This is a genomic window from Bradyrhizobium sp. CER78, from assembly GCF_029846235.1.
Classification (GTDB): domain Bacteria; phylum Pseudomonadota; class Alphaproteobacteria; order Rhizobiales; family Xanthobacteraceae; genus Bradyrhizobium.
Genome location: NZ_JARVWP010000004.1, coordinates 207,807 through 228,004 on the forward strand (window position 1 = coordinate 207,807; position 20,198 = coordinate 228,004).

At 64.2% G+C, this 20,198-nt stretch carries 21 protein-coding genes and 1 tRNA gene; 8 read left to right on the forward strand and 14 right to left on the reverse strand.

Annotation, left to right across the window (positions count from 1 at the left end):
• Nucleotides 1–53: 53 nt before the first annotated feature.
• Nucleotides 54–848, reverse strand: coding sequence for a YdcF family protein (locus QDT69_RS09765; RefSeq protein WP_279706370.1), 795 nt, complete (start codon nt 846–848; stop codon nt 54–56).
• 66 nt (nt 849–914) lie between these two features.
• Between QDT69_RS09765 and QDT69_RS09770 the strand changes: the two genes are divergently transcribed.
• The 4 genes from QDT69_RS09770 to QDT69_RS09785 all read left to right on the forward strand — a co-directional run bounded on the left by QDT69_RS09770 (nt 915) and on the right by QDT69_RS09785 (nt 4,733).
• Entirely contained in the window at nt 915–1,856 is a 942-nt protein-coding gene (locus QDT69_RS09770) for an acetamidase/formamidase family protein (protein ID WP_279706371.1), read from the forward strand.
• Nucleotides 1,857–2,024: 168 nt separating this feature from the next.
• On the forward strand, nt 2,025–3,851 hold the full coding sequence (locus QDT69_RS09775; protein WP_279706372.1) for an AMP-binding protein: 1,827 nt from the start codon (nt 2,025–2,027) through the stop codon (nt 3,849–3,851).
• Between the two features lie 164 nt (nt 3,852–4,015).
• Nucleotides 4,016–4,216 carry a hypothetical protein gene (locus QDT69_RS09780; RefSeq protein WP_016844973.1) on the forward strand — a complete coding sequence of 67 codons (201 nt, stop codon included), beginning with the start codon at nt 4,016–4,018 and terminating at the stop codon, nt 4,214–4,216.
• A gap of 49 nt (nt 4,217–4,265) precedes the next feature.
• The gene (locus QDT69_RS09785; protein WP_279706374.1) at nt 4,266–4,733 is read left to right on the forward strand and encodes a GcrA family cell cycle regulator; all 468 of its coding nucleotides are present in this window, start codon (nt 4,266–4,268) and stop codon (nt 4,731–4,733) included.
• A gap of 165 nt (nt 4,734–4,898) precedes the next feature.
• On the opposite strand, the gene QDT69_RS09790 is transcribed toward QDT69_RS09785, so the two are convergent.
• Nucleotides 4,899–5,861, reverse strand: a complete 963-nt coding sequence (locus QDT69_RS09790; RefSeq protein WP_279706375.1) for an SDR family NAD(P)-dependent oxidoreductase — start codon at nt 5,859–5,861, stop codon at nt 4,899–4,901.
• A 218-nt stretch (nt 5,862–6,079) separates the two neighbouring features.
• Here QDT69_RS09790 and QDT69_RS09795 point away from each other — a divergent pair, with 218 nt between their 5' ends.
• Nucleotides 6,080–6,217, forward strand: a complete 138-nt coding sequence (locus tag QDT69_RS09795; RefSeq protein ID WP_279706376.1) for a hypothetical protein — start codon at nt 6,080–6,082, stop codon at nt 6,215–6,217.
• Nucleotides 6,218–6,367: 150 nt separating this feature from the next.
• On the opposite strand, the gene QDT69_RS09800 is transcribed toward QDT69_RS09795, so the two are convergent.
• Together QDT69_RS09800 and QDT69_RS09805 are read right to left on the reverse strand one after the other, a co-directional pair.
• Entirely contained in the window at nt 6,368–6,547 is a 180-nt protein-coding gene (locus QDT69_RS09800; protein WP_279706674.1) for a hypothetical protein, read from the reverse strand.
• 442 nt (nt 6,548–6,989) lie between these two features.
• Nucleotides 6,990–8,525 carry a porin gene (locus QDT69_RS09805; RefSeq protein WP_279706377.1) on the reverse strand — a complete coding sequence of 512 codons (1,536 nt, stop codon included), beginning with the start codon at nt 8,523–8,525 and terminating at the stop codon, nt 6,990–6,992.
• A 454-nt stretch (nt 8,526–8,979) separates the two neighbouring features.
• Here QDT69_RS09805 and QDT69_RS09810 point away from each other — a divergent pair, with 454 nt between their 5' ends.
• Nucleotides 8,980–9,492: a MarR family transcriptional regulator gene (locus QDT69_RS09810; RefSeq protein ID WP_279706378.1), complete on the forward strand. Its 513-nt coding sequence runs from the start codon at nt 8,980–8,982 to the stop codon at nt 9,490–9,492.
• A 68-nt stretch (nt 9,493–9,560) separates the two neighbouring features.
• Here the strand turns inward: QDT69_RS09810 and QDT69_RS09815 are convergent.
• The 7 genes from QDT69_RS09815 to QDT69_RS09845 form a co-directional block, all read right to left on the reverse strand.
• Nucleotides 9,561–9,638: transfer RNA gene (locus QDT69_RS09815), tRNA-Pro, on the reverse strand.
• 85 nt (nt 9,639–9,723) lie between these two features.
• The gene (locus QDT69_RS09820; protein WP_279706380.1) at nt 9,724–10,317 is read right to left on the reverse strand and encodes a MerR family transcriptional regulator; all 594 of its coding nucleotides are present in this window, start codon (nt 10,315–10,317) and stop codon (nt 9,724–9,726) included.
• A gap of 128 nt (nt 10,318–10,445) precedes the next feature.
• On the reverse strand, nt 10,446–10,781 hold the full coding sequence (locus tag QDT69_RS09825) for an integration host factor subunit alpha (protein ID WP_035631661.1): 336 nt from the start codon (nt 10,779–10,781) through the stop codon (nt 10,446–10,448).
• Between the two features lie 130 nt (nt 10,782–10,911).
• Entirely contained in the window at nt 10,912–11,889 is a 978-nt protein-coding gene (locus QDT69_RS09830; protein WP_279706382.1) for a ketoacyl-ACP synthase III, read from the reverse strand.
• Complete coding sequence (gene plsX, locus QDT69_RS09835) at nt 11,886–12,947, reverse strand: phosphate acyltransferase PlsX (RefSeq protein ID WP_279706383.1); 1,062 nt, start codon at nt 12,945–12,947, stop codon at nt 11,886–11,888. Before plsX ends, QDT69_RS09830 begins: the two co-directional genes overlap by 4 nt.
• Nucleotides 12,948–13,269: 322 nt before the next feature.
• Nucleotides 13,270–13,854, reverse strand: coding sequence for a DUF177 domain-containing protein (locus QDT69_RS09840; RefSeq protein WP_279706384.1), 585 nt, complete (start codon nt 13,852–13,854; stop codon nt 13,270–13,272).
• Nucleotides 13,851–14,402, reverse strand: a complete 552-nt coding sequence (locus tag QDT69_RS09845) for a ubiquinol-cytochrome C chaperone family protein (protein WP_279706385.1) — start codon at nt 14,400–14,402, stop codon at nt 13,851–13,853. The genes QDT69_RS09840 and QDT69_RS09845 overlap by 4 nt, the downstream gene beginning before the upstream one ends.
• A 137-nt stretch (nt 14,403–14,539) precedes the next feature.
• Between QDT69_RS09845 and QDT69_RS09850 the strand changes: the two genes are divergently transcribed.
• On the forward strand, nt 14,540–15,019 hold the full coding sequence (locus QDT69_RS09850; RefSeq protein ID WP_279706386.1) for an outer membrane protein assembly factor BamE: 480 nt from the start codon (nt 14,540–14,542) through the stop codon (nt 15,017–15,019).
• Between the two features lie 227 nt (nt 15,020–15,246).
• A complete protein-coding gene (locus QDT69_RS09855) occupies nt 15,247–16,221 on the forward strand; it encodes a tripartite tricarboxylate transporter substrate binding protein (protein ID WP_279706676.1) in 975 nt (324 codons plus the stop codon).
• Between the two features lie 136 nt (nt 16,222–16,357).
• Here QDT69_RS09855 and QDT69_RS09860 read toward each other — a convergent pair whose 3' ends face one another.
• From QDT69_RS09860 to thiL, 3 genes are all read right to left on the reverse strand, one after another.
• Nucleotides 16,358–16,513 carry a hypothetical protein gene (locus tag QDT69_RS09860; RefSeq protein WP_167351864.1) on the reverse strand — a complete coding sequence of 52 codons (156 nt, stop codon included), beginning with the start codon at nt 16,511–16,513 and terminating at the stop codon, nt 16,358–16,360.
• Nucleotides 16,514–16,730: 217 nt separating this feature from the next.
• Entirely contained in the window at nt 16,731–18,851 is a 2,121-nt protein-coding gene (locus QDT69_RS09865) for a sodium-translocating pyrophosphatase (protein WP_279706387.1), read from the reverse strand.
• A 222-nt stretch (nt 18,852–19,073) separates the two neighbouring features.
• Nucleotides 19,074–20,075 carry a thiamine-phosphate kinase gene (thiL, locus tag QDT69_RS09870; RefSeq protein ID WP_279706388.1) on the reverse strand — a complete coding sequence of 334 codons (1,002 nt, stop codon included), beginning with the start codon at nt 20,073–20,075 and terminating at the stop codon, nt 19,074–19,076.
• Between the last annotated feature and the right edge of the window lie 123 nt (nt 20,076–20,198).

Genomic DNA, 20,198 nt, shown 5'->3' on the forward strand with positions numbered 1-20,198 from the left:
TGGTGTGTGATGTTAGCCGGATCGGCCGAGGGAAGCGACAAGCACGTGGTGGCTCAGCGTACAGCCGGTCCCGGTAGCAAATCGTCGGTTTTTCCGGCCAGATGATAGGCCAGCAGCCCCATCCACTCCCGGGTGCCAAGATCGGTGCGCGACAAGCCCTCGATCGCAAGCGTCGCGAAGCTGAAGACATTGCCGACGCGCCAGTCGACCGGGTAGGCCTCGACGTTGAATCCCGCCTTGCGGAACAGCCCGACCGAACGCGGCATGTGATAGGCCGAGGTGACGAGCAGCCAGCGCTCGCCCGGCTTGGGATCGACCAGCGCCTTGGAGAACTCGGCGTTCTCCACCGTGTTGCGCGAGCGGCGCTCGATGATCAACCGCGATCTGGCAATGCCGAGGCTTTCGAACATCTCGGCGGCATAGTCGGCCTCGCGTGCATCGTTCGAGATCAGGTTCGCGCTGCCGCCGGTGAACACGAGCCGCGCGTTCGGATATTTGCGCGCCAGCGCTGCCGCCGCGATGACGCGATCGGCCGCGCTGCGCACGACAGGCGTCGCATGCGCCACCGACAGATCGGCATCGATCGAGCCGCCGAGCACGATGATGCCGTCGGGCGCGCCGCGCGAGGCGTCCCACGGCGGAAAGCGCTGCTCCAGCGTTGAGATCAGGACATTGCCGAGCGGCGAGAAGCCGCAGATCGCGAGCACCAGCAGCGAGGCGACCATCAACCTGCGGCCGAGACGCGCAAACCGCGTCAGCAGCAGCACGGCGCCGATCACGCCGATACCGATCAGGAAATTGATCGGCAGCAGCATGATGCCGAGCGTCTTGGAGAGCACAAAAAACAAGGGAAGCCTCTGCGAAGTTCTGCTACAGCGTCATACGCTGCTGGGAAACCAATCAAAAGCCGTCACATGACCCATCATCACCTGAAGTCCAGTCCCGAAACCTGCCATTGGGGCTTCTTTGAAGCCAAGCTGAAGCCGGTCTTGACAATCGCGAGCGGCGACGAGGTCACGATCGAGACCGTCAGCGGTGGTGCCGACGTGGTGCCCGACCGAAGCAAATTCCACATCCCGCCCGAGCTCGACGACATCCATGCGAAGAGCGAGCGGATGGTGCCCGGACACATCCTGACCGGCCCGATCGCAGTTGCCGGCGCCGAGCCCGGCGACGTGCTCGAGGTCGATATCCTCGACGTCCAGCTGCGCCAGGACTGGGGCTACAATCTGATCAAGCCGCTGTCCGGCACCCTGCCCGATGATTTCCACGAGACCCGCATCCTCAACATCCCACTCGATCGCGCGCGGATGGTCGGCCGCATGCCCTGGGGCCTCGACCTGCCGCTGAAGCCGTTCTTCGGCGTGATGGGCGTCTCGCCGCCGCCTGCCTGGGGCCGCATCTCCTCGCTGATCCCGCGCGCGATGGGCGGCAATCTCGACAACAAGGAGCTCGGCGCCGGCGCCAAGCTCTATCTGCCGGTTTTCGTGCCCGGCGCATTGTTCTCCTGCGGCGACGGCCACGGCGTGCAGGGCGACGGCGAGGTCTGTGTCACCGCGATCGAGACCGCGCTCACCGGGCGCTTCCGCCTGACCCTGCGCAAGGATCTCAAGTTCACCTATCCGCGCGCCGAGACCGCGGACCATTACATCACCATGGCGATGGATCCCGATCTCGACCAATGCGCGGTGCGGGCGCTGCGCGACATGATCGTGTTGCTCGGCGAGAAGCGGAATCTTTCCCGCGAGGACGCTTACACGCTGTGCAGCCTTGCCGCCGATCTGCGGGTCACCCAGACGGTCAACGGCTCCAAGGGCATTCACTGCATGATCGCCAAATCGGTGGTTCACGGTTAGCACCGTCATTCCGGGGCGATGCGCAGCATCGAACCCGGAATCTCGAGATTCCGGGTTCTCGCTTCGCGAGCCCCGGAATGACGAAGGCCAAATAGCCGCACTTGTGCTCCGCACGCGCGGCTCGATACAATCCCCCGCCCAACGAAACAAAAATGGACGGGGACGGATATGCTGAAGGACAGGCTTTCGCCGGCCGACGAGGCTGCGCGCGACAAGGAGATGCAGGAGACGCTCGCCGCCTGCCCGCGCATCCTCGATCTCATCGCCCGCGGCCCGCAGGGAGCGCCGGACGCCGAGGCTGCGATCTATCTGCGATCGCCGCTCGATCCCAACCCGGTCGTGATTTCGAACGATCAGCTGATGGGCTGCATCAAGGCGGCCGAAACCTATTTCCGCGGCCAAGGCATCGGCAAGGACGATGCGGTGGCGATCCTGCTGCCCGCCTGTCCGGCCAGCATCGTCGCGATCTTCGGCGCCGCCGCCTGCGGGGTCGCCGAGCCGCTCAACCTGCTGTTCACGCGGGAAGCGATCACAGCCCAGCTCAATGCCATCAATGCGAAGCTGCTGATCGCACCGCCGCCGGGAATACCGGGCGGGCTCTATGAGCGGATCGATGGGCTGCAGCGCGAGGTGCCGTCGCTCAAGCGCATCGTGATCGCGCCGCTCGACGGCAGCATTTCCTTCGACGGCGAGGTGCTGCGCCCTGATCCGGCCTGGCGCGACGACTACGGCAAGTCGAGCGACATGAGCGAGGCCGACCGTGTCGCGGTGATGCTGCCGACCGGTGGCACCACCGGTCATCCCAAGGTGGCGCGGCTCACCAACCGCGCGATGGTCGCCTCCACCGTATCCTCGCGGATGGCGCTCGACTTCCACCGCGGCGAGCGCGCGATGATCACGATGCCGCTGTTCCATGTCGGCGGCCTGTTCTGCACGACGGCCAATTGCCTGGCGGCTGGCACCACGATCTTCATCCCCGGCCCCGCCGGCGCGCGCGATCCCGCGCTGATCACGCATTTCTGGAAGATCGTCGAGAAGTACCGCGTCAACATCTCCGGCAACGTACCGACCACGCTCGGTGCGCTGGCCGACATCCCGGTCGCGGACAGCGACATCTCGACCCTGCGCGTCACCGCCACCGGCGCCTCGATCTGCCCACCGGAAATCGAACGGCGCTATCTCGCGACCTGGGGCGGCCCCTGCATCCAGCAGCTCTACGGCATGACCGAGCTTGCCGGCGCCATCACCCATGACGTCCACGGCGTGAAGCCGCGCGCCGAGAGCGTCGGCACCCGCAATCCGCTGGTCGAGCTCGCCATCCTCGAGGGCGGCAAGCTGCACACCGGGCCGTGGCCCTCGCCGGTCGGCGAACTCCTGACCAGAGGCCCGCAGGTGTTCGCCGGTTACGTCGACAAGAAGCAGACCGAAGAGGCGTTCCGCGACGGCTGGCTGCGTACCGGCGACATCTGCCGCATCGATGCCGACGGCTTCGTCTACATCATGGGCCGCGCCAAGGATGTCATTATCCGCGGCGGCCACAATATCGACCCGCGCGCGATCGAGGACGCCGCGCTGGCGTTTCCGGGCGTCGCGCTGGCCGCAGCGGTCGGACGTCCCGACAGCTATGCCGGCGAAGTGCCGATGCTGTTCGTCTCGGCGCAGCCCGGCGCGCAGATTGATCTGCAGGCGCTCGCCGCCTTCGTGCAGGACAACATCCTGGAGCCGCCGGCGCGGCCGCGCGTGGTGTCGGTCATCCCGGAGATGCCAGTCACGCCGGTCGGCAAGATCTTCAAGCCCAAGCTGCGCGAGATCGCCGCCGGCGAGGCTGCGCGCGAGCTGCTGGCCCGGGAAGGACTGTCCGGCGAGGTCAGTGTCGAGGCCATCACCGACCCGTCCCGCGGGCTGTACCTCAGCGTGACCGCGCCTGCGGACAAGGCCGAAACGGCTGAGCGGCTTCTCAAGAAGTTCCCGGTCAAGGTCGAGTTACGCACCTAACCCATTAATATACTTAAATAATCTGATCATGACGCCGCGCCGGAATCGACCTCCGGTGCGGCTGTTCGCATTTTGCGGCCGGTGGCTTGACGAACTGCCACATTCCTAAATAGACTCTAAATAGATACTTTTCAGTACAAGCGTTCGGGGTTAAGCGTTTCTCTATGGCTACGGAAAAGGCCGAAACCGACCGCGTCCCGGTCACACTGGCGCTCTCGACCATTGGTTACCTCGAGAAGCTGGTGAGACAGGGCACCCACGGCACGAGCGTCCCGGGCGTTGCACGGACATTGATCGAGGAAGGCATTCGACTCGCCATCAAGGACGGGTTGCTTGCAATCCGCGATAACGGCCGCACGCCCTGACGGCGCACGCGTCCGCGCGGCGGTTCAACACAGAACGTGGAACCGTCAGATGATTGTCAACCAAGAGACCTGGACGCCGGAGCGCGTCGACCAACTCAAGATCTACTTTGAAGCCGGCCTCTCCTGCCGCGACATCGCCGTCAATATCGGCGTCAGCCGCAATGCGGTGATCGGCAAGCTGTCGCGGTTGAACCTCACGCGCACGACGCCGGACGAACGCCGGGCGCGGCGAAAGAAAGCCACCGCGCACGCCGCGCAGCGGGCGACCGCGAAGCAGCAGCTCCGGTTGTTACAGGCGGCTTACGAGCCGGAGCGCGATGATGCGCCAATCGTCAGCGTCAACAGCTGCTCGCTGTTCGAACTGAGCGAGCAGCGCTGCCGCTGGCCGATCAGCAGCCCGGGCGCCGATGATTTCTGCTTCTGCGGCAACACGCCGCTTGGCGGCATGCCCTATTGCTCAGGGCATTACCGCCTCGCCTATCAGGCAGGTTCGCGCCAGCGCGCGATACGCGGGTAGCTCACACTGGAAGCGCCGTTCCCGTCATCCCCGCGCAAAGGCTTCGCCTTTGTCGCCGGAGGAGGCCGCAACGCGGCCGTCTCGACGGATCGACGGCCGCTAGCCGGGCCGTGCATGCTTCGAGACGCGCGTTCCGCGCTCCTCAGCATGACGGGTCCTGCGCGATCAGCCGACCTTCCAGCCGGTCGCCGCCACGAGGTCCTGATAAAACTCCGGCGTGTAGGCCTGCTCGGGGGTCTTGCGCACGCGCTCGTCGAGCATATGCGCGTCGTCGCCGACCGGGATGCGCCAGCGATCCGCCTTGACGCCGTCGAGGATGATCCTGGCGGCGGCAGCTGCCGAGGTCGGCGCCTCGTCGTGGAAGATACGCGCACGATCGAGCGCGAGCTGCTGGATGTCGGCATCCGACATCTTGGCGACGTCGATGCCCTGCCCTTGCAGACGCTGGCGAGCCTGCTTGAGCTCGTCGGGATTGAGCTGGTCGGAGCCGTTCTGCACCTTGCGCGAGTTCGACACGATCGAGGTGCCGATGTGGCCGGGCATCACGACCGAGCATTTGACATGCGGCGCGTTGAGGCGGAGATCGTTGATCATCGCCTCGGTGAATCCCTTCACCGCAAATTTCGCGGCGCTGTAAGCGGTGTGCGACACGCCAAGACCGACCGAGGCCCAGAAGCCGTTGACGCTCGAGGTGTTGACGATGTGCGCCTCGTCGGCCTTCACCAGCAGCGGCAGGAAGGTGCGGACGCCGAGATAGACGCCGCCCCAGCAGATGTTGAAGGTGCGCTCCCACTGCTCGCGGGTGTTGGTAAACAGGCTGCCGCCGCCGCCGATGCCGGCATTGTTGAACAGCAGGTGGATTCTGTCGGTCGCCTGCTGCTCGATCAGCTCATCGCGGAAACGCTTGTAGTGATCCTCGATCGAGACATCGGCAACGTGGGTGGTGATGCGCAGGCCCTGCGGCAGCTTCTCGACCTCGCAGAGCCGCTTGGTCTCGGCCATCGCTTCCATCGAGACGTCGCACATCGCGACATTACATCCCTCGGCAACGAGCTGCCGTGCGAGCTCGCGCCCCATCCCCGTGCCGCCACCCGTGATGACGGCAATCTTTCCGGCGAAATCCTTCATGTGAGATCCGTTCCTTCCCTGCTTCTTATTGCTTTCGGCTGGAGCGCGGATCGCAGTCCCGGCCGTTTGACTGCGGCACTGTACATCACCGAATTATCGCGCAGCAACGGCGCCCGCCGCTCACGCGCAGTCGAGCCGCGCGGAGCAGATCGAGGCGGAGGATGACGTAACGAAATCATTCCGCGTTGCGAACAATCTGACATCGCCAACAGGAGACGATGACAGTGCACATCGTGAACGGATTGGTCGCGACGACGCTGATGGCGATCGCGGCCGGAATTTCCAACACGGCCGCTGCCGCCGAGCTCACGTCGCCGAAGCCGCGCGACGGAATCCGCGCCGACGGCTCGCGCTGATCGGATCAGACCAGCGCAGCAGCGGTGTCGCGCAACGCGCACTCGCCGTGGGCAGGCTTCGACATGACCGAGTTCACGTCGCCTGAAGACCTGGCCGCGACGCGCGTGGCGCCACGAATGATCGGGCTCAACTCCCGGGATTGATCGGCGCTATTCGGCGGTTTCGATCCGCACCGGCACGCGCCGGCGCAGGACGGCAGCGCCGGCGCTCATGATGAGCTTGAGCACGCCGCGCCACGAAAAGTCGATGACCACCTCATGGTGCCGCAACCCCTTGCCGCCCTTCACCAGCCCGAGATCCCGGATCAGGCAGTAATGGCCACTGCTCATCCGAGCCAGACGGCTGTTCTTGAAGCGTCCCATGAATGACGAGAATGCACTGCGGATCGATTCCGTCAAATCTTGACGGCGTCGAATCGACGCGGCGGCGCTCGCCTGCTTGCGGGCCGCAATCCGCGATGCCGCGGGCAGCGCGATCTCCGGCGCCGGCTGTGGCCATGAATCAAAAACCTCCGGCAGGGCATTGCCGGAGGTTTGGGAGGCTTAGCATGGAGCTAAGAGCCATCATTCAATGTGTTGGCCGTTGGATATATAGTTTAGTAGATCAGCTAAGTAAATAAGTTTGCCGCCAATGAATCGCATGGCTCGTCTTCGTTCTTCGCGTAGACCGAAATGTCGCAGCCGATCGTCCGCTACCACCTGTTCCGGTCGAAGAAAAACCCCGGCAGTTGCCTGCCGGGGTTCTGTCGGATCGTGATCAGATCAACCGGTATTACCAGTTGCGCTGAGCGCGGAAGAGCATCTGGACGGTGTCCTGATTCTTCAGCTCGTAGGTCGCGGTCGGCTTGCCGATACCAGCCGACGAGGTGGTGATCGTGCCGGCATACTTCTGATCGAGATGGACGTAGGTCACGTCGGCCGAGAAGGTCAGGTTCTTGACCGGGGTCCAACGGGTGATCAGGCCGATCTGTCCGATGTTGTAGTCGGGGTTGCAGTTGGTCACGCCAGCGCCGCCACCGAAGGCCGTGCGGAACGTGCCACCGACGCCGCCAACGCCGCAGATGAGCGACTTCGCAGTGTCGTTGTACATGACCGCCGCGTAGGCACCGTACAAGCTGGTGTTCCAGTAGGGATCCCAGTTGTGAGTGTACGCGCCGCGGAAGCCCCAGGTCTTGATCGTCTGCTGCTGGCCGCCGGGGCCGAACACCGTATCGGGCGCTGTGCCGAAGCCAACGCTCTGATAGACGCCGGGCAGGTTCGAGCCGCCGTAGATGGCGATCGAGCTGAGGCCGCTGGCCAGTTCCTGGATGTTGTAACGGGTCGCACCGTCAGTGTAGACGCCCTGGATGTTGATGGTGTCGCCGGGTCCGGTCGGGATATTCTTGATCGACAGGGCCAGTGCACCCGCCCAACCCCACTTGTCGTCGGGATGACCGGTCAACTCGGTGCCGCCGTAGTACGCAGCATGGTTGTCATGCGCGGCGACCGACGCCTGGAAGATACCCCAAGCCTGGTCGACCTTGAGCGAGGCGACGAAGTCCGGCGCGATCGTGCCGGCGTAGTCGCTGGAGCCGTAAGCGCCGCCGACGCCGAGGTTGTTCACGCCAGCCTGCATGTAGGCAACCTGGTCCTGCGCCGACAGAGCCAGCGAGACGCCGTTGCCGAACTGCGCGGTGTAGGTGAACTGGTTGATGCCGTTGGTGGTGTTCACGCCGCCGACGAGAGCGTCGTAGTTGTTGCCCGGATAACCGTTCCAGGGAGCAGCGAACTGCGAGACCGCCTTACCCATGGTGAAGCCGGCGAACTGGATGAAGGCGTAGTAGACGCCGACCGTGCCGGCAGCGACGTTGCCCGAACCAGCGTTGTTCGGAGCGGCAGAGCTGCCGATCGCCGAGTAGACGGACGAGCCGTTGCCCTGGCCGGTGTAGCTGTCAGAGGTCCAGGTGAACACCGCATCGAAATAGGTGCGGACCACGCCGTACTCGGTCGCGGTGCGCGTATCGATGTTGAAGTCTTCACGCGAACGCCAAGTGTAGCCGTTGGTGAAGCGGTTGTTGGCGCCGCTGGCACCGTTGGTGTTCGGGCCGTAGACGCCGTTGCCGTTGACCACAAGGTCAGCGCGCACATAGCCGCCCAGCTTGATGCAGGTGTCGGTGCCGGGGATGTAGTAGAAGCCCGGACCATAAAGCGAGCAAACCTTCACGTATTCGACCGCTTTGGCCTTAACGGGAAGATCGGCCGCCTGTGCCCCGCCGACCGCGACCAGCGCGGCGGCCGAGCCCAGAATAAGGCTCTTCGCCAATGTCATATTAAACCTCCAAGTTGCTCATATGCGTAGAGTCCGGGTCGCGAGCGCCCCGTGATCCTCCCGCATTGTCCAAGACCGTTTTCCCCAAACCCCGCACCCGCAGATCAATCTCTGGAGTGCGGCGGACTTGAACGATCACCGCAACGGGACGATCGAGATTCCCCTACCGCCGGGTTCAATATGCATTGGCGAGTTCGCCAAACAAAATAGTTTATAAAGTCAGGAATGCGAATGCGGCCACACTGTGTCCCGCCAGCAACGCTCGACGTAACCGCCTCACGCACATGGGCAAATTTGCCGCACCCAAATTAGCCCAATCGTCACATACGCATCATAATTGCTTTACGTTCACTTGCCTTCCTGAGCGACTTACTAGAAAAAAACGTCCTGTCGACACGGGAAACAAGAAATAAATCAGCACAAAGCTGAGTCGGCACCTAGGGAAGGGGAAGCTGTGTCAGTGACCAGGAAGGACCAGGCGCGCCTGCGCGCCATCGAGCATCTCGACATCATCAAGCGCTTTACGCTCGAGATCTCGTCCATCAATTCGCATCTCGAACGGGTCCGCCAGCTCTGGGGCAAGGCGCTCGGCGTCAGCGGTCCGCAATGGATGATCCTCATCGCGATCTCGGATCTCGACAAGGATGCCGGCGTGCCGATCAACGTGGTGTCGAAGCTGCTGCATGTCGATCCGTCGTTCGTGACCACGCAGTCCAAGCTGCTCGAGCAGAAGGAGCTGCTGCGTCGCTCGCCCTCCCCGGCCGACGCGCGCGTGGTTCGCCTATCGTTGACCGACAAGACCCGCAAGCATCTGGCGGGCCTTGCCGAGCAGCACAAGGCGTTCAAGAAGACCGTGTTCGAGGAATTCAGCGAGCACGAGCTGGCCGAGTTCACCGCCAAGCTCGCGATGCTCAACAATCGCCTGGAAAAGGCGTGCCTGATCGCCGCGATGGATTTCGAGACCTGAAACGGCGGACCGCATCGGGCCGAAATCAACGCCGCTGAATGTTTTGAAAAGCCGAATGCTTTGAAAAATGGTCGGAGCGAGAGGATTTGAACCTCCGACCCCTAGTCTCCCAGACTAGTGCGCTAACCGGGCTGCGCCACGCTCCGATGCCGTTCCATTAGCCGCGATCCTGCGTTCGCGCAAGGCGCAGCAGGCCCTTGAAGACTGCAATCCGGGCATCGGTTCCCGGGATCAGCTATCCTTCATCGCCGCGTCGATTATCTGCCGGCAGGCGACCAGTTCCTGCAGCACCCGCTCGAGCCGCTCCCGATCCGCGGCCGGCACGGACGGCCGCACCGGCGGCGCTGGGGACGCCTTGCCCGGCTGGGCATGCGCCTTGTAGGTCGACAGGATCGGATCCTCGTCGGGATCGACGAATCGGTAGTCGATGCCCTTCTCGTCGCCGTCGCCCTCCTCGCCGTCGAAATCGAGGCCATCATTGCTCTCGAGATCGTCGGGCTCGGCCATGCTGTTGCCGACCGCCTCCTCGACCGCGCCGAACGAGACCGCGGCGGTCTGGTCGGCGATGCCCTGCACCGACTTGATGCCGTGCTCCTTCAGAATCCGCTGCACGCCGCGGATGGTGTAGCCCTCGCCGTAGAGCAGCCGGCGGATGCCCTTCAGCAGGTCGACGTCGTCGGGGCGATAATAGCGGCGTCCGCCGCTGCGCTTCATCGGCTTGATCTGCGCAAAGCGCGTTTCCCAGAATCTCAGCACATGCTGGGGAATATCGAGCTCGTCCGCGACTTCGCTGATGGTACGGAACGCATCCGGCGCCTTGTCCAAATGCCCGCTCCTCTGGCTTCAATGCCTGGAGCCTCGTCCGTTCCGGTTGAATCGGAACGGGACTCCAGACTCTGGTTCTGGCGCGTCTTCTTCACGCGAACCGGGTATCCACTTCGCTTGAAAACGCCCTAGTCGGCCTTGCTGCCGTCGCCATTGGTGACGACATGGCCGTTGATCCGCTGCTTCAGGATCGCCGACGGCTTGAACACCATCACACGCCGCGGCGAGATCGGCACCTCGGTGCCGGTCTTTGGATTGCGGCCGATACGCTGGCCCTTCTTGCGCACCATGAAGGAGCCGAACGAGGACAGCTTCACCGTCTCGCCCTTTTCCAGGCAATCGGTGATCTCTTTCAGCACCAACTCGACAAACGCCGACGATTCCGTGCGCGACAGACCTACCTTTTGGTAGACCGCCTCGCACAAATCGACACGCGTCACTGTTTTTCCGGTTCCCGTCGTCATCGCCTGCCCCGCACTCTCGGCGAACAATTTCTTGACTGAAATTAAAAGCTTAGCGCGCAATGGTCAACAGCGACCAGCATGCACGCTGGAAAAGAACCTTACGAAATATCCGTACTTTTAAGCGAAGCGCTCACCAGCGCACGAGCGCCGAGCCCCAGGTGAAGCCGCCGCCCATCGCCTCGAACAGCACCAGATCGCCCTTCTTGACGCGTCCGTCCTTCACGGCGACCGACAGCGCGAGCGGGATCGAGGCCGCCGAGGTGTTGCCGTGCTTGTCGACCGTCAAGACCACCTTCTGCGGCGCAATATGCAGCTTGTGGGCCGACGCGTCGATGATTCGCTTGTTGGCCTGGTGCGGAATGAACCAGGTGATGTCGTCCGCCGTGAAGCCGGTGGCGTTGAACGCATCGACGATCACATCGGTGATCATGCCGACGGCGTGCTTGAACACCTCGCGGCCCTCCATCCGGAGGTAGCCGACCGTCTTGGTCGAACCGGGGCCGCCATCGACGAACAGCTTCGACTTGTGACGCCCGTCGGAGCGCAGATGCGTCGTCAGCACGCCGCGATCGTCGGTCGTGCCGGACTGCTGCTGCGCCTCCAGCACGACGGCGCCGGCACCATCGCCGAACAGCACGCAGGTGCCGCGGTCGTTCCAGTCGAGGATCCGCGAGAAGGTCTCGGCACCGATCACCAGCGCCCGCTTGTGATGGCCGGCGCGCAGGAAATTGTCGGCAGTGGTCAGCGCAAAGACGAAGCCCGAGCACACCGCCTGCAGATCGAAGGCGACGCCATGGTTGATGCCGAGCGCTTGCTGGACCGCGACGGCGGTCGCCGGGAACGTGTTGTCGGGCGTCGAGGTCGCCAGCACGATCAGGTCGATCGACTGGGCGTCGATCTTGGCATCGGCGAGCGCTGCGCGCGCCGCGTTGATCGCTAGATGCGAGGTGAACTCGTCGTCGGCGGCGATGTGTCGCTCGCTGATGCCGGTGCGCTGCACGATCCAGTCATCCGACGTGTCGATTCGCTGAGCCAGTTCGGCATTGGTCAAAACCCGCTCCGGCAAATATGAGCCGCAACCGAGCACTACCGAACGTATCGCAGTCACGAGACAGCCTCCTGCGCGGTCTGCGCCTGCACCAGGGCGCTGCCGTCGCGGTTGAGCATCTGATTGATCTTGGTGAGGAGATCGTAGTGGGCCATCTCATAGCCAACATCCACCGCATAGGCAAAGCCTTCCGCGTTGATGCCGCCATGGCTCTTGACCACCACGCCGTTCAGGCCGAGCAGCAGGCCGCCATTCGACTTGTTGGGATCGAGCTTGTCGCGCAGCGTCTGGAACGCGCCGCGGGCAAACAGGTAGCCGATCCGCGCCAGCCAGCTCGACGACATCGCCTCGCGCAGCAGCGTGAACATCTGGCGCGCGGTTCCCTCGGCAGCCTTGAGCGCGATATTGCCGCTGAACCCTTCCGACACGATGACGTCGGCGAGCCCCTTGCCGATCGCGTCGCCCTCGACAAAACCGATATAGTTGAACTGGTTCGAGTTCATCGCGCGCAGCATCTCGGCCGCCTCGCGAATTTCGCCGTGGCCCTTGATCTCCTCGGAGCCGATATTGAGCAGCCCGACGGTCGGCCGTTCCAGGTTGAACAGCACGCTCGCCATGGCGCTGCCCATCACCGCCAGCGTCGTCAGATGGCGGGCGTCGCCGCCGATCGAGGCGCCGAGATCGAGCACGACCGAATCGCCGCGCAAGGTCGGCCACACCGCGGCGAGCGCCGGGCGGTCGACGCCGGGCAGTGTCCGCAGATTGATCCCGCCCATCGCCATCAGCGCGCCGGTGTTGCCGGCGGAGACCGCGACATCGGCCTCGCCATGCTTCACGGCGTCGATCGCCAGCCACATCGAGGACGCACGGCGGGTCCTCCGCAGCGCCTGGCTCGGCTTCTCGTCATTCTTCACGGCGACGTCGGTATGGATCACCTTCGATACCGCCTTCAGCGCAGGATGTTTCGCGAGCTCCGGCTCGATCTGGGCCTGGTCCCCGACCAGCAGGAATTCGCTGTCGGGATGACGGCTCAACGAGATCGCGGCACCGGGAATGACGACGGAAGCGCCGACGTCGCCCCCCATGGCGTCAAGCGCGATTCGAACCTTATGAGGCATGAACGTCCCGGAAGCCTGCTCTCCCGCAACCCTTCAGACGAAGACCCGCGAGCTTGAAGTCACCGCCGTCAACGGCGCCCGGCGAAACACCAACTCGGGTCCCGGCCGGGCCGCGACAATAGCGTGTCCGCGGTCCGACACAACCTCTTGACCACAAACGAGGCAGTGGCCGAACCGTCACACAACGCATTAAGATATATCAGAAATACATTGTATTTCAATGTATTGTGACACTTATTTGAAGTGACCGCGGACGCCGTTCGCGCAGCTCCGCAGGCAAGCCATCCCCGCAAATGTGACGTCGGCTGCCCCTCGGCTGCCTTTAACCGCCCTTAGGCTTCTTGCCGTCCGCCTTGTCCTTCAGCGCCTTCAGGGCGGCGAAAGGATGATTTTCCGGGTCAGGCGCTTCAACCTCTTGTTCAAAGACCGCATCCACCTTGCGCGGATACGGGTCGATGCCGAGGAAAAGCGCATCGGTGGCGAGCCGGCCGATGTCGATGAAGCCGCCGACGATCGGCTCCGGCGGATCCGGCGTCTCCTCGTCACTCTCCTCGGCGTCGTCGACCAGGTCGGCCATTTGCGGGATCTGCTCGGGTGGCGCGAACACCACGTCGATCGGCTCATCGATCTCGTTCTCGATCGGATCGAGCGTCACCACGCAGGTCTGCCCAACCCTCGCCTGAACCCGGCCGGTGACGTGATAGCTGCCGTCGCGCTTGGGCTGCAGATCGAACTCCGCCTGCGCGGAGATGACGTCCCGCAACTCCGCGACGTCGGCCATCGCCTTGCGTGCTGCCTCGTCGGCTACGATCGCACGATGCAGGCCGGTCTCGGGGATCTGCGCGACGTTGACCAGAACCCGCCAGGGATCACGCGCATCGGTCCGCCCTGTGCTGCCGCCGCTCATGCCGCGCTCCCCGCAATCTGTGGCGCCGGAAAGCGCCATTCACCCCGGGTCAGCGCCGCGCGGTCGGCGCGTGCCAATTCGGCCAGCGCCGCCCGGGCATAGGCGGCCAGTTCGCGGGCCTTGTCGATGTTCTGACCATTGAGGATGTTCTTGCAGAACGACTCGGCCAGGGCCTCGTCGCTGTCGGTCACCGCCAGGTCATAGGCCGCGGTGCGGCCGTAAAAGGCCTCGCCGAACGCCTGCATGCGCTTCGGCACCGTGAGGTCGCCGACGCCCATTTCCCTGAGATTGTCGTCCATGTCGATGCAGAAATGATCGAACAGGGCCTGCGACAGCTCCACGCCGCCCTCGACGGATTTCAATCGCCGCAACGTCATCCACAAGTGCATCAGAAGCAGGTCAAAACGGCCGTTAACCGTGTCCGGAACGCCCAAGTCACGGTAAAATAACGGTTCTCGCGCCTGCGTCACGATCATGCCATAGATGGTCTCAATGGTGCTGCGCGCGGGCACCCGGGGTCTTTTGAAGTGATTGAACGGCCAAAGCATAGCGGGTTCCGGCTGCCGGCCCCCCAAAGGACGCCTGTTGAGGGCTCGCCCATTGGAGCTCGGCATGATTGCAATCCATTGAGCTGCCCGGTACGTCAATGCTCCGGCCGATGCAAGGGGACGGATCAGTTCCGCCGATGAACCACACTCTTCCCAAACCGTCTCGCGCGGCTTCCGCGCGCGGGTTCTTCACGCGCTTCCGCGCCATCGCGGTCGTTGGCCTGTTCTGCGCCGCCGCGCTCGGCGGCTGCGCCGGTGAGCAATTCCAGAAGGGCTACATCCTGCCCGACGGCGCGCTCGAGCAGATTCCGATCGGCGCGAGCCAGGATCAGGTGCTGATCGTGCTCGGCACGCCCTCGACGGTCGCGACGCTGGACGGCGAGGTGTTCTATTACATCTCGCAGCGGACCTCGCGCCCGGTCGCCTTCATGAATCAGCGGGTGGTCGACCAGCGCGTCATCGCGGTCTATTTCGACAAGAACCGCCAGGTGCGCCGGCTCGCCAATTACGGCCTGAAGGACGGCAAGATCTTCGACTTCGTCAGCCGGTCCACGCCGACGTCGGGCCAGGAAATGTCCTACCTGACACCGCTGTTCAAGTTGCTGAGCTTTAATTAGGAGCCTGATCCGGAAAAGTGCGAAGCGGTTTTCCGAAAAGATCATGCTCAAATAAAAATTAAAGCGCGATAGCGATTCAACGCAACACATCGCGCTTTAGCGCGAAGGAAACTGCGCCAAGTTGTCGCGCTTGCCCGATGGGCAAGCGGTCCCCTAGGCTTGCTCGCAAACAAAAGCCTGCAGGGGGTAAGCGCGTGAGAGCCAAGAGTTTTTCCCGTCGTACGGTATTGTCCGGCACGGCCGCGTTGGCGGCCGCATCGATCCTGCCGCGCGCGAGCCTCGGGGCCGGCGACTGGCGGCCGACCGAGACGGTTCGGATCATCGTGCCGGCGGCGGCCGGAGGCTCGACCGACGTGATGGGGCGGCTGCTGGCCGCGCACTTGCAGCCGCTCTGGGGCCAGTCGGTGGTGGTGGAGAATCGCTCCGGCGCCGGCGGCACCATCGGCACATCAGAGGTCGCGCGCAGCAAGGGCGACGGCCACACCATCCTGATCGGCAATCCCGGCCCGAACGCGATCGCCTTCAGCATCTTCCGCAACCTGACCTACAAGGCCGACCAGTTGCAGGCGGTCTCCAACATGATCCGGATCCCGAACATCGTCTCGGCGCATCCATCGACCGGGATCAAGTCGATCCCCGAACTGATCGCCTATCTGAAGAAGAACCCCGACAAGCTCACCTACGGCTCGTCCGGCACCGGACAGAGCCCTCACCTCACCGGCGCCTGGTTCCTGCAACTCACCGGGCTGAAGATGACGCATGTGCCGTTCCGCGGCGCTGGCCCCGCGCTGCAGGCCGGGCTCGCCGGCGACATCCAGATCCTGTTCGACAATCTCTATCCGTCGCTGCCGCAGGTGCTGGACGGCAAGCTGAATGGGCTTTGCGTCACCACCACCGACCGCAGCGACTCCGCGCCCAATCTGCCTGTCATGCGCGAGGGCGCGCCGGAGCTCGCCAAGTTCGACGTCGCCTCATGGTTCGGCGTGTTCCTGCCGAAGACCGCGCCTGCGCCCGTGGTCGACGAGCTGAACCGCCAGATCAAGGCGATGCTGGAGCGCGACGACGTCAGGAAGAACATCGCCGGCATGGGCGCCCGCGCCGACTACGGCACGCCGCAGCAGTTCTCCGATTTCGTCGACGCGGAGACCAAGAAGTTCGCCGCCATCATCGAGAAGGAAGGCTTGCAGATGGAGGTCAAGTGACGGCGCAGCCGTCATTCCGGGGCGGTCCGCAGGACCGAACCCGGAATCTCGAGATTCCGGGTTCGCCTCTTCGAGGCGCCCCGGAATGACGGGCAGCCAAGGGTGCAATCCGCTGCGGAGCACGCTGCGGCCAATGCTACGACGACTTGTTGATCTTCTTGACCTTGGCGTCGGTTGCTTCGATCGACATCGCCAGCTCCATGATTGCCTGCGACAGCAGCTCGATGGCTTCCTTCTGATCCTGCGACTTGGAGGCGCGCAGCGCATAGTTCCGGGCGGATGAGAGCGACATCGATTGATCTCCGTGTTGTCTGCGTCTGGTTCTGGCGTTGTAGGGCGGATTAGCCGACTACATCCGCGGTCGTTCAACGAGCGAAGGCGGAAGGCGTAATCCGCCGCCGCGGCAATATCCATCGGTGGATTACGCTTCGCTAATCCACCCTACGATTCTTCCAACAAAAACCCCGCGGCTCGCACCGCGGGGTTTTGCATTCGTCTATGTCGCGCGCTCAGTGCGCCAGGATCGCCAGCAGCAAGAGCGCCACGATGTTGGTGATCTTGATCATCGGGTTGACCGCCGGGCCCGCCGTATCCTTGTAGGGATCGCCGACGGTGTCGCCGGTCACCGCGGACTTGTGGGCGTCAGAGCCCTTGCCGCCGTAGTGGCCGTCCTCGATGTACTTCTTGGCGTTGTCCCAGGCGCCGCCGCCCGAGGTCATCGAGATCGCGACGAACAGGCCGGTGACGATGACGCCGAGCAGCATGGCGCCGACCGCCGAGAACGCCGCCGACTTGCCGTCGGCACCGCCACCCGCAATGAAGTAGATCAGGAAGTAGACCACGATCGGTGACAGCACCGGCAGCAGCGAGGGGATGATCATCTCCTTGATCGCCGCCCGGGTCAGCAGGTCGACCGCCTTGCCGTAGTCCGGCTTGTCGGTGCCCTGCATGATGCCGGGCTTCTCGCGGAACTGACGGCGCACTTCCTCGACGATCGCACCGGCGGCGCGGCCGACCGCGGTCATGCCCATCGCACCGAACAGATACGGCAGCAGGCCGCCGAACAGCAGGCCGACCACGACGTACGGGTTGTTCAGAGAGAAGTCCGGCTTGACGCCCTGGAAGTAGGCATGGGCGCTGGGGTCGCTGATGAAGAATTTGAGGTCCTGATTATAGGCCGCAAACAGCACCAGCGCGCCGAGACCGGCGGAGCCGATTGCGTAGCCCTTGGTCACCGCCTTGGTGGTGTTGCCGACCGCGTCGAGCGCGTCGGTCGACTTGCGCACTTCCTTCGGCAGACCGGCCATCTCGGCGATGCCACCGGCGTTGTCGGTGACCGGGCCGAAGGCGTCGAGCGCGACGATCATGCCGGCCAGCGCCAGCATGGTGGCGGTCGCGATCGCGATGCCGAACAGGCCGGCCAGGCTGTAGGTGACCAGGATGCCGGCGATGATGACGATCGCGGGCATCGCGGTCGCTTCCATCGAGACCGCGAGGCCCTGGATCACGTTGGTACCGTGACCGGTAACCGAGGCCGCCGCGATCGACTTCACCGGGCGATAGTCGGTGCCGGTGTAGTATTCGGTGATCCAGATGATCAGGCCGGTGACGACGAGACCGACCACGCCGCACTCGAACAGCGCCATGCCGGTAAACTCGGCGCCTTCGAGCTTGCCGAAGCCGATCAGCCAGTTGATGACAGCCGCGACGCCGACCAGCGACAGGATGCCGGTGGCGATCAGGCCCTTGTACAGGGCGCCCATGATCGACTGGCTGGCGCCGAGCTTGACGAAGAAGGTGCCGACGATCGAGGTGATGATGCAGATGCCGCCGATCGCGAGCGGCAGGGTCATCATGTTCACCAGGATCGAGGTCTTGGCGAAGAAGATCGCCGCGAGCACCATGGTGGCGACCGCGGTCACCGCATAGGTCTCGAACAGGTCGGCCGCCATGCCGGCGCAGTCGCCGACATTGTCGCCGACGTTGTCGGCGATGGTGGCCGGGTTGCGCGGATCGTCCTCGGGGATGCCGGCCTCGACCTTGCCGACGAGGTCGCCGCCGACGTCAGCACCCTTGGTGAAGATGCCGCCACCGAGACGGGCGAAGATCGAGATCAGCGAGGCGCCGAAGCCGAGCGCGACCATGGCGTCGACCACGGTGCGGCTGCCCGCTTCCAGACCCATGAACTTGACCAGCACCATGAAGTAGATGGTGACGCCGAGCAGCGCGAGACCCGCGACCAGGAGGCCGGTGATCGCGCCCGCTTTGAAGGCGAGTTCGAGGCCGCCGGCGAGCGAGGTGGTCGCCGCCTGCGCGGTGCGGACGTTGGCGCGCACCGAGACGTTCATGCCGATGAAGCCGGCCGCGCCCGACAGGATCGCGCCGATCGCAAATCCGAGGGCCACCAGCAGGCCGAGGAAGTAGGCCAGCAGCACGAAGATCACGATACCGACCATGCCGATCGTTGTGTACTGCCGCCGCAGATAGGCTTGTGCGCCCTCGCGCACCGCGCCTGCGATTTCCTGCATGCGCGGATTACCCGCATCCGCGTTCAGGACCGACTGGGTCGCCCAGATCGCGTAGACGATGGAAAGCGCCCCGCAGAGCACAATCAACCATAAAGCTGTCATTGAATGTTGCCTCAGATCCTTGATGTAACCCCCGCGCCTTCTTGTGCCGCTAGGGGGCGGCAGGCGCTTATTTTGCGAGGACAACCCTCCCCAAAAACGGATTGCCTCAAATCGGGCGCGACCTTGCCAAAATCGTTACCGCTGCGCAACGCCACCTACGGCCGAAAACGCCGATATCGGCAGCTATTTAGAAGGAAAATCGGCGCAGTCCGGCTGGGAATTCTAGAAATGGCTGTAGGACAGGCGCTGCAACTTCAGTTCCCTGCCCTGCCCGTCGAGGAAGCTTGGTGGCGACGAACCGGCAATGAGGCCGCCGATGGCGGTCACAGTGACCTTGGCCTGGCGTGCCTCTCGCAGGAAGGCGTCTGCGCGATCGCCAGGCACCGCGCATAGCAGTTCGTAGTCGTCGCCGCCGGCGACCAGGGTCTCGATCCCCACGGCCTTGCGTGCGAGCAGCCCCGCGGCCGCAGATGACAACGGAATGCTCGGCACGTTGATCACGGCCGTCACACCGCTGGCTGCACAAAGCTTGGCCAGATCGCCGGCGAGACCGTCGGACACATCCATCGCCGCGCTGGCGTGGGCGCGGACGGCGCGGGCAAGTGCGTTGCGCGGCTGCGGAACACGGTAGCGGGCGGCGAGAAAATCCCGCCCGGCGGCATCGTCCGCCAGCGCCGCCGCGACCGGCCCTCCTTGCAGCACATCGAGACCGAGCGCGGCATCGCCGATCGTGCCGGTGACGAACACGCGATCGCCCGCCTGCGCGCCGGCGCGATGCACCATCTTGCCCTGTGGCAGCCGGCCGAACGCGGTGATCGAGATCATCAGCGGCCCTGGCGTGGAGACTGTATCGCCGCCGAGCAATGGACAGCCAAAATCGGCAGCGTCCTCGCCAAGCGCCCGGGCGAACGGCTTCAGCCAGCTCTCATCGACCTTGCGCACGGCCAGCGTCAGCACGAAGCCCGCAGGCAGAGCGCCCTTGGCCGCGATGTCGGAGAGGTTCACCCGCAGCGCCTTGCGCGCCAGCGTGTCGGGCGGATCATCGGGGAGGAAATGCACGCCCTCGACGATGGCATCCGTGGTGACCACGATGTCCTCGCCGGCCGCCCGCAGCGCGGCGGCATCATCGTCGAGACCGAACGCGCCCGGATCAGTCGCCAGCGGCTTGAAATAGCGCGCGATCAGGGAGTCTTCGCCGGAGGGATTATCGTGACGCTCTGCCATATCGTGCGCCTTACCCTCAGCTGTCATCGCCCGGCTTGACCGGGCGATCCAGTACGCCGCGGAAGCCGTTGTTGCCAATAACCGCCGCGGCGTACTGGATCGCCCGCATGCGCGGGTGATGAC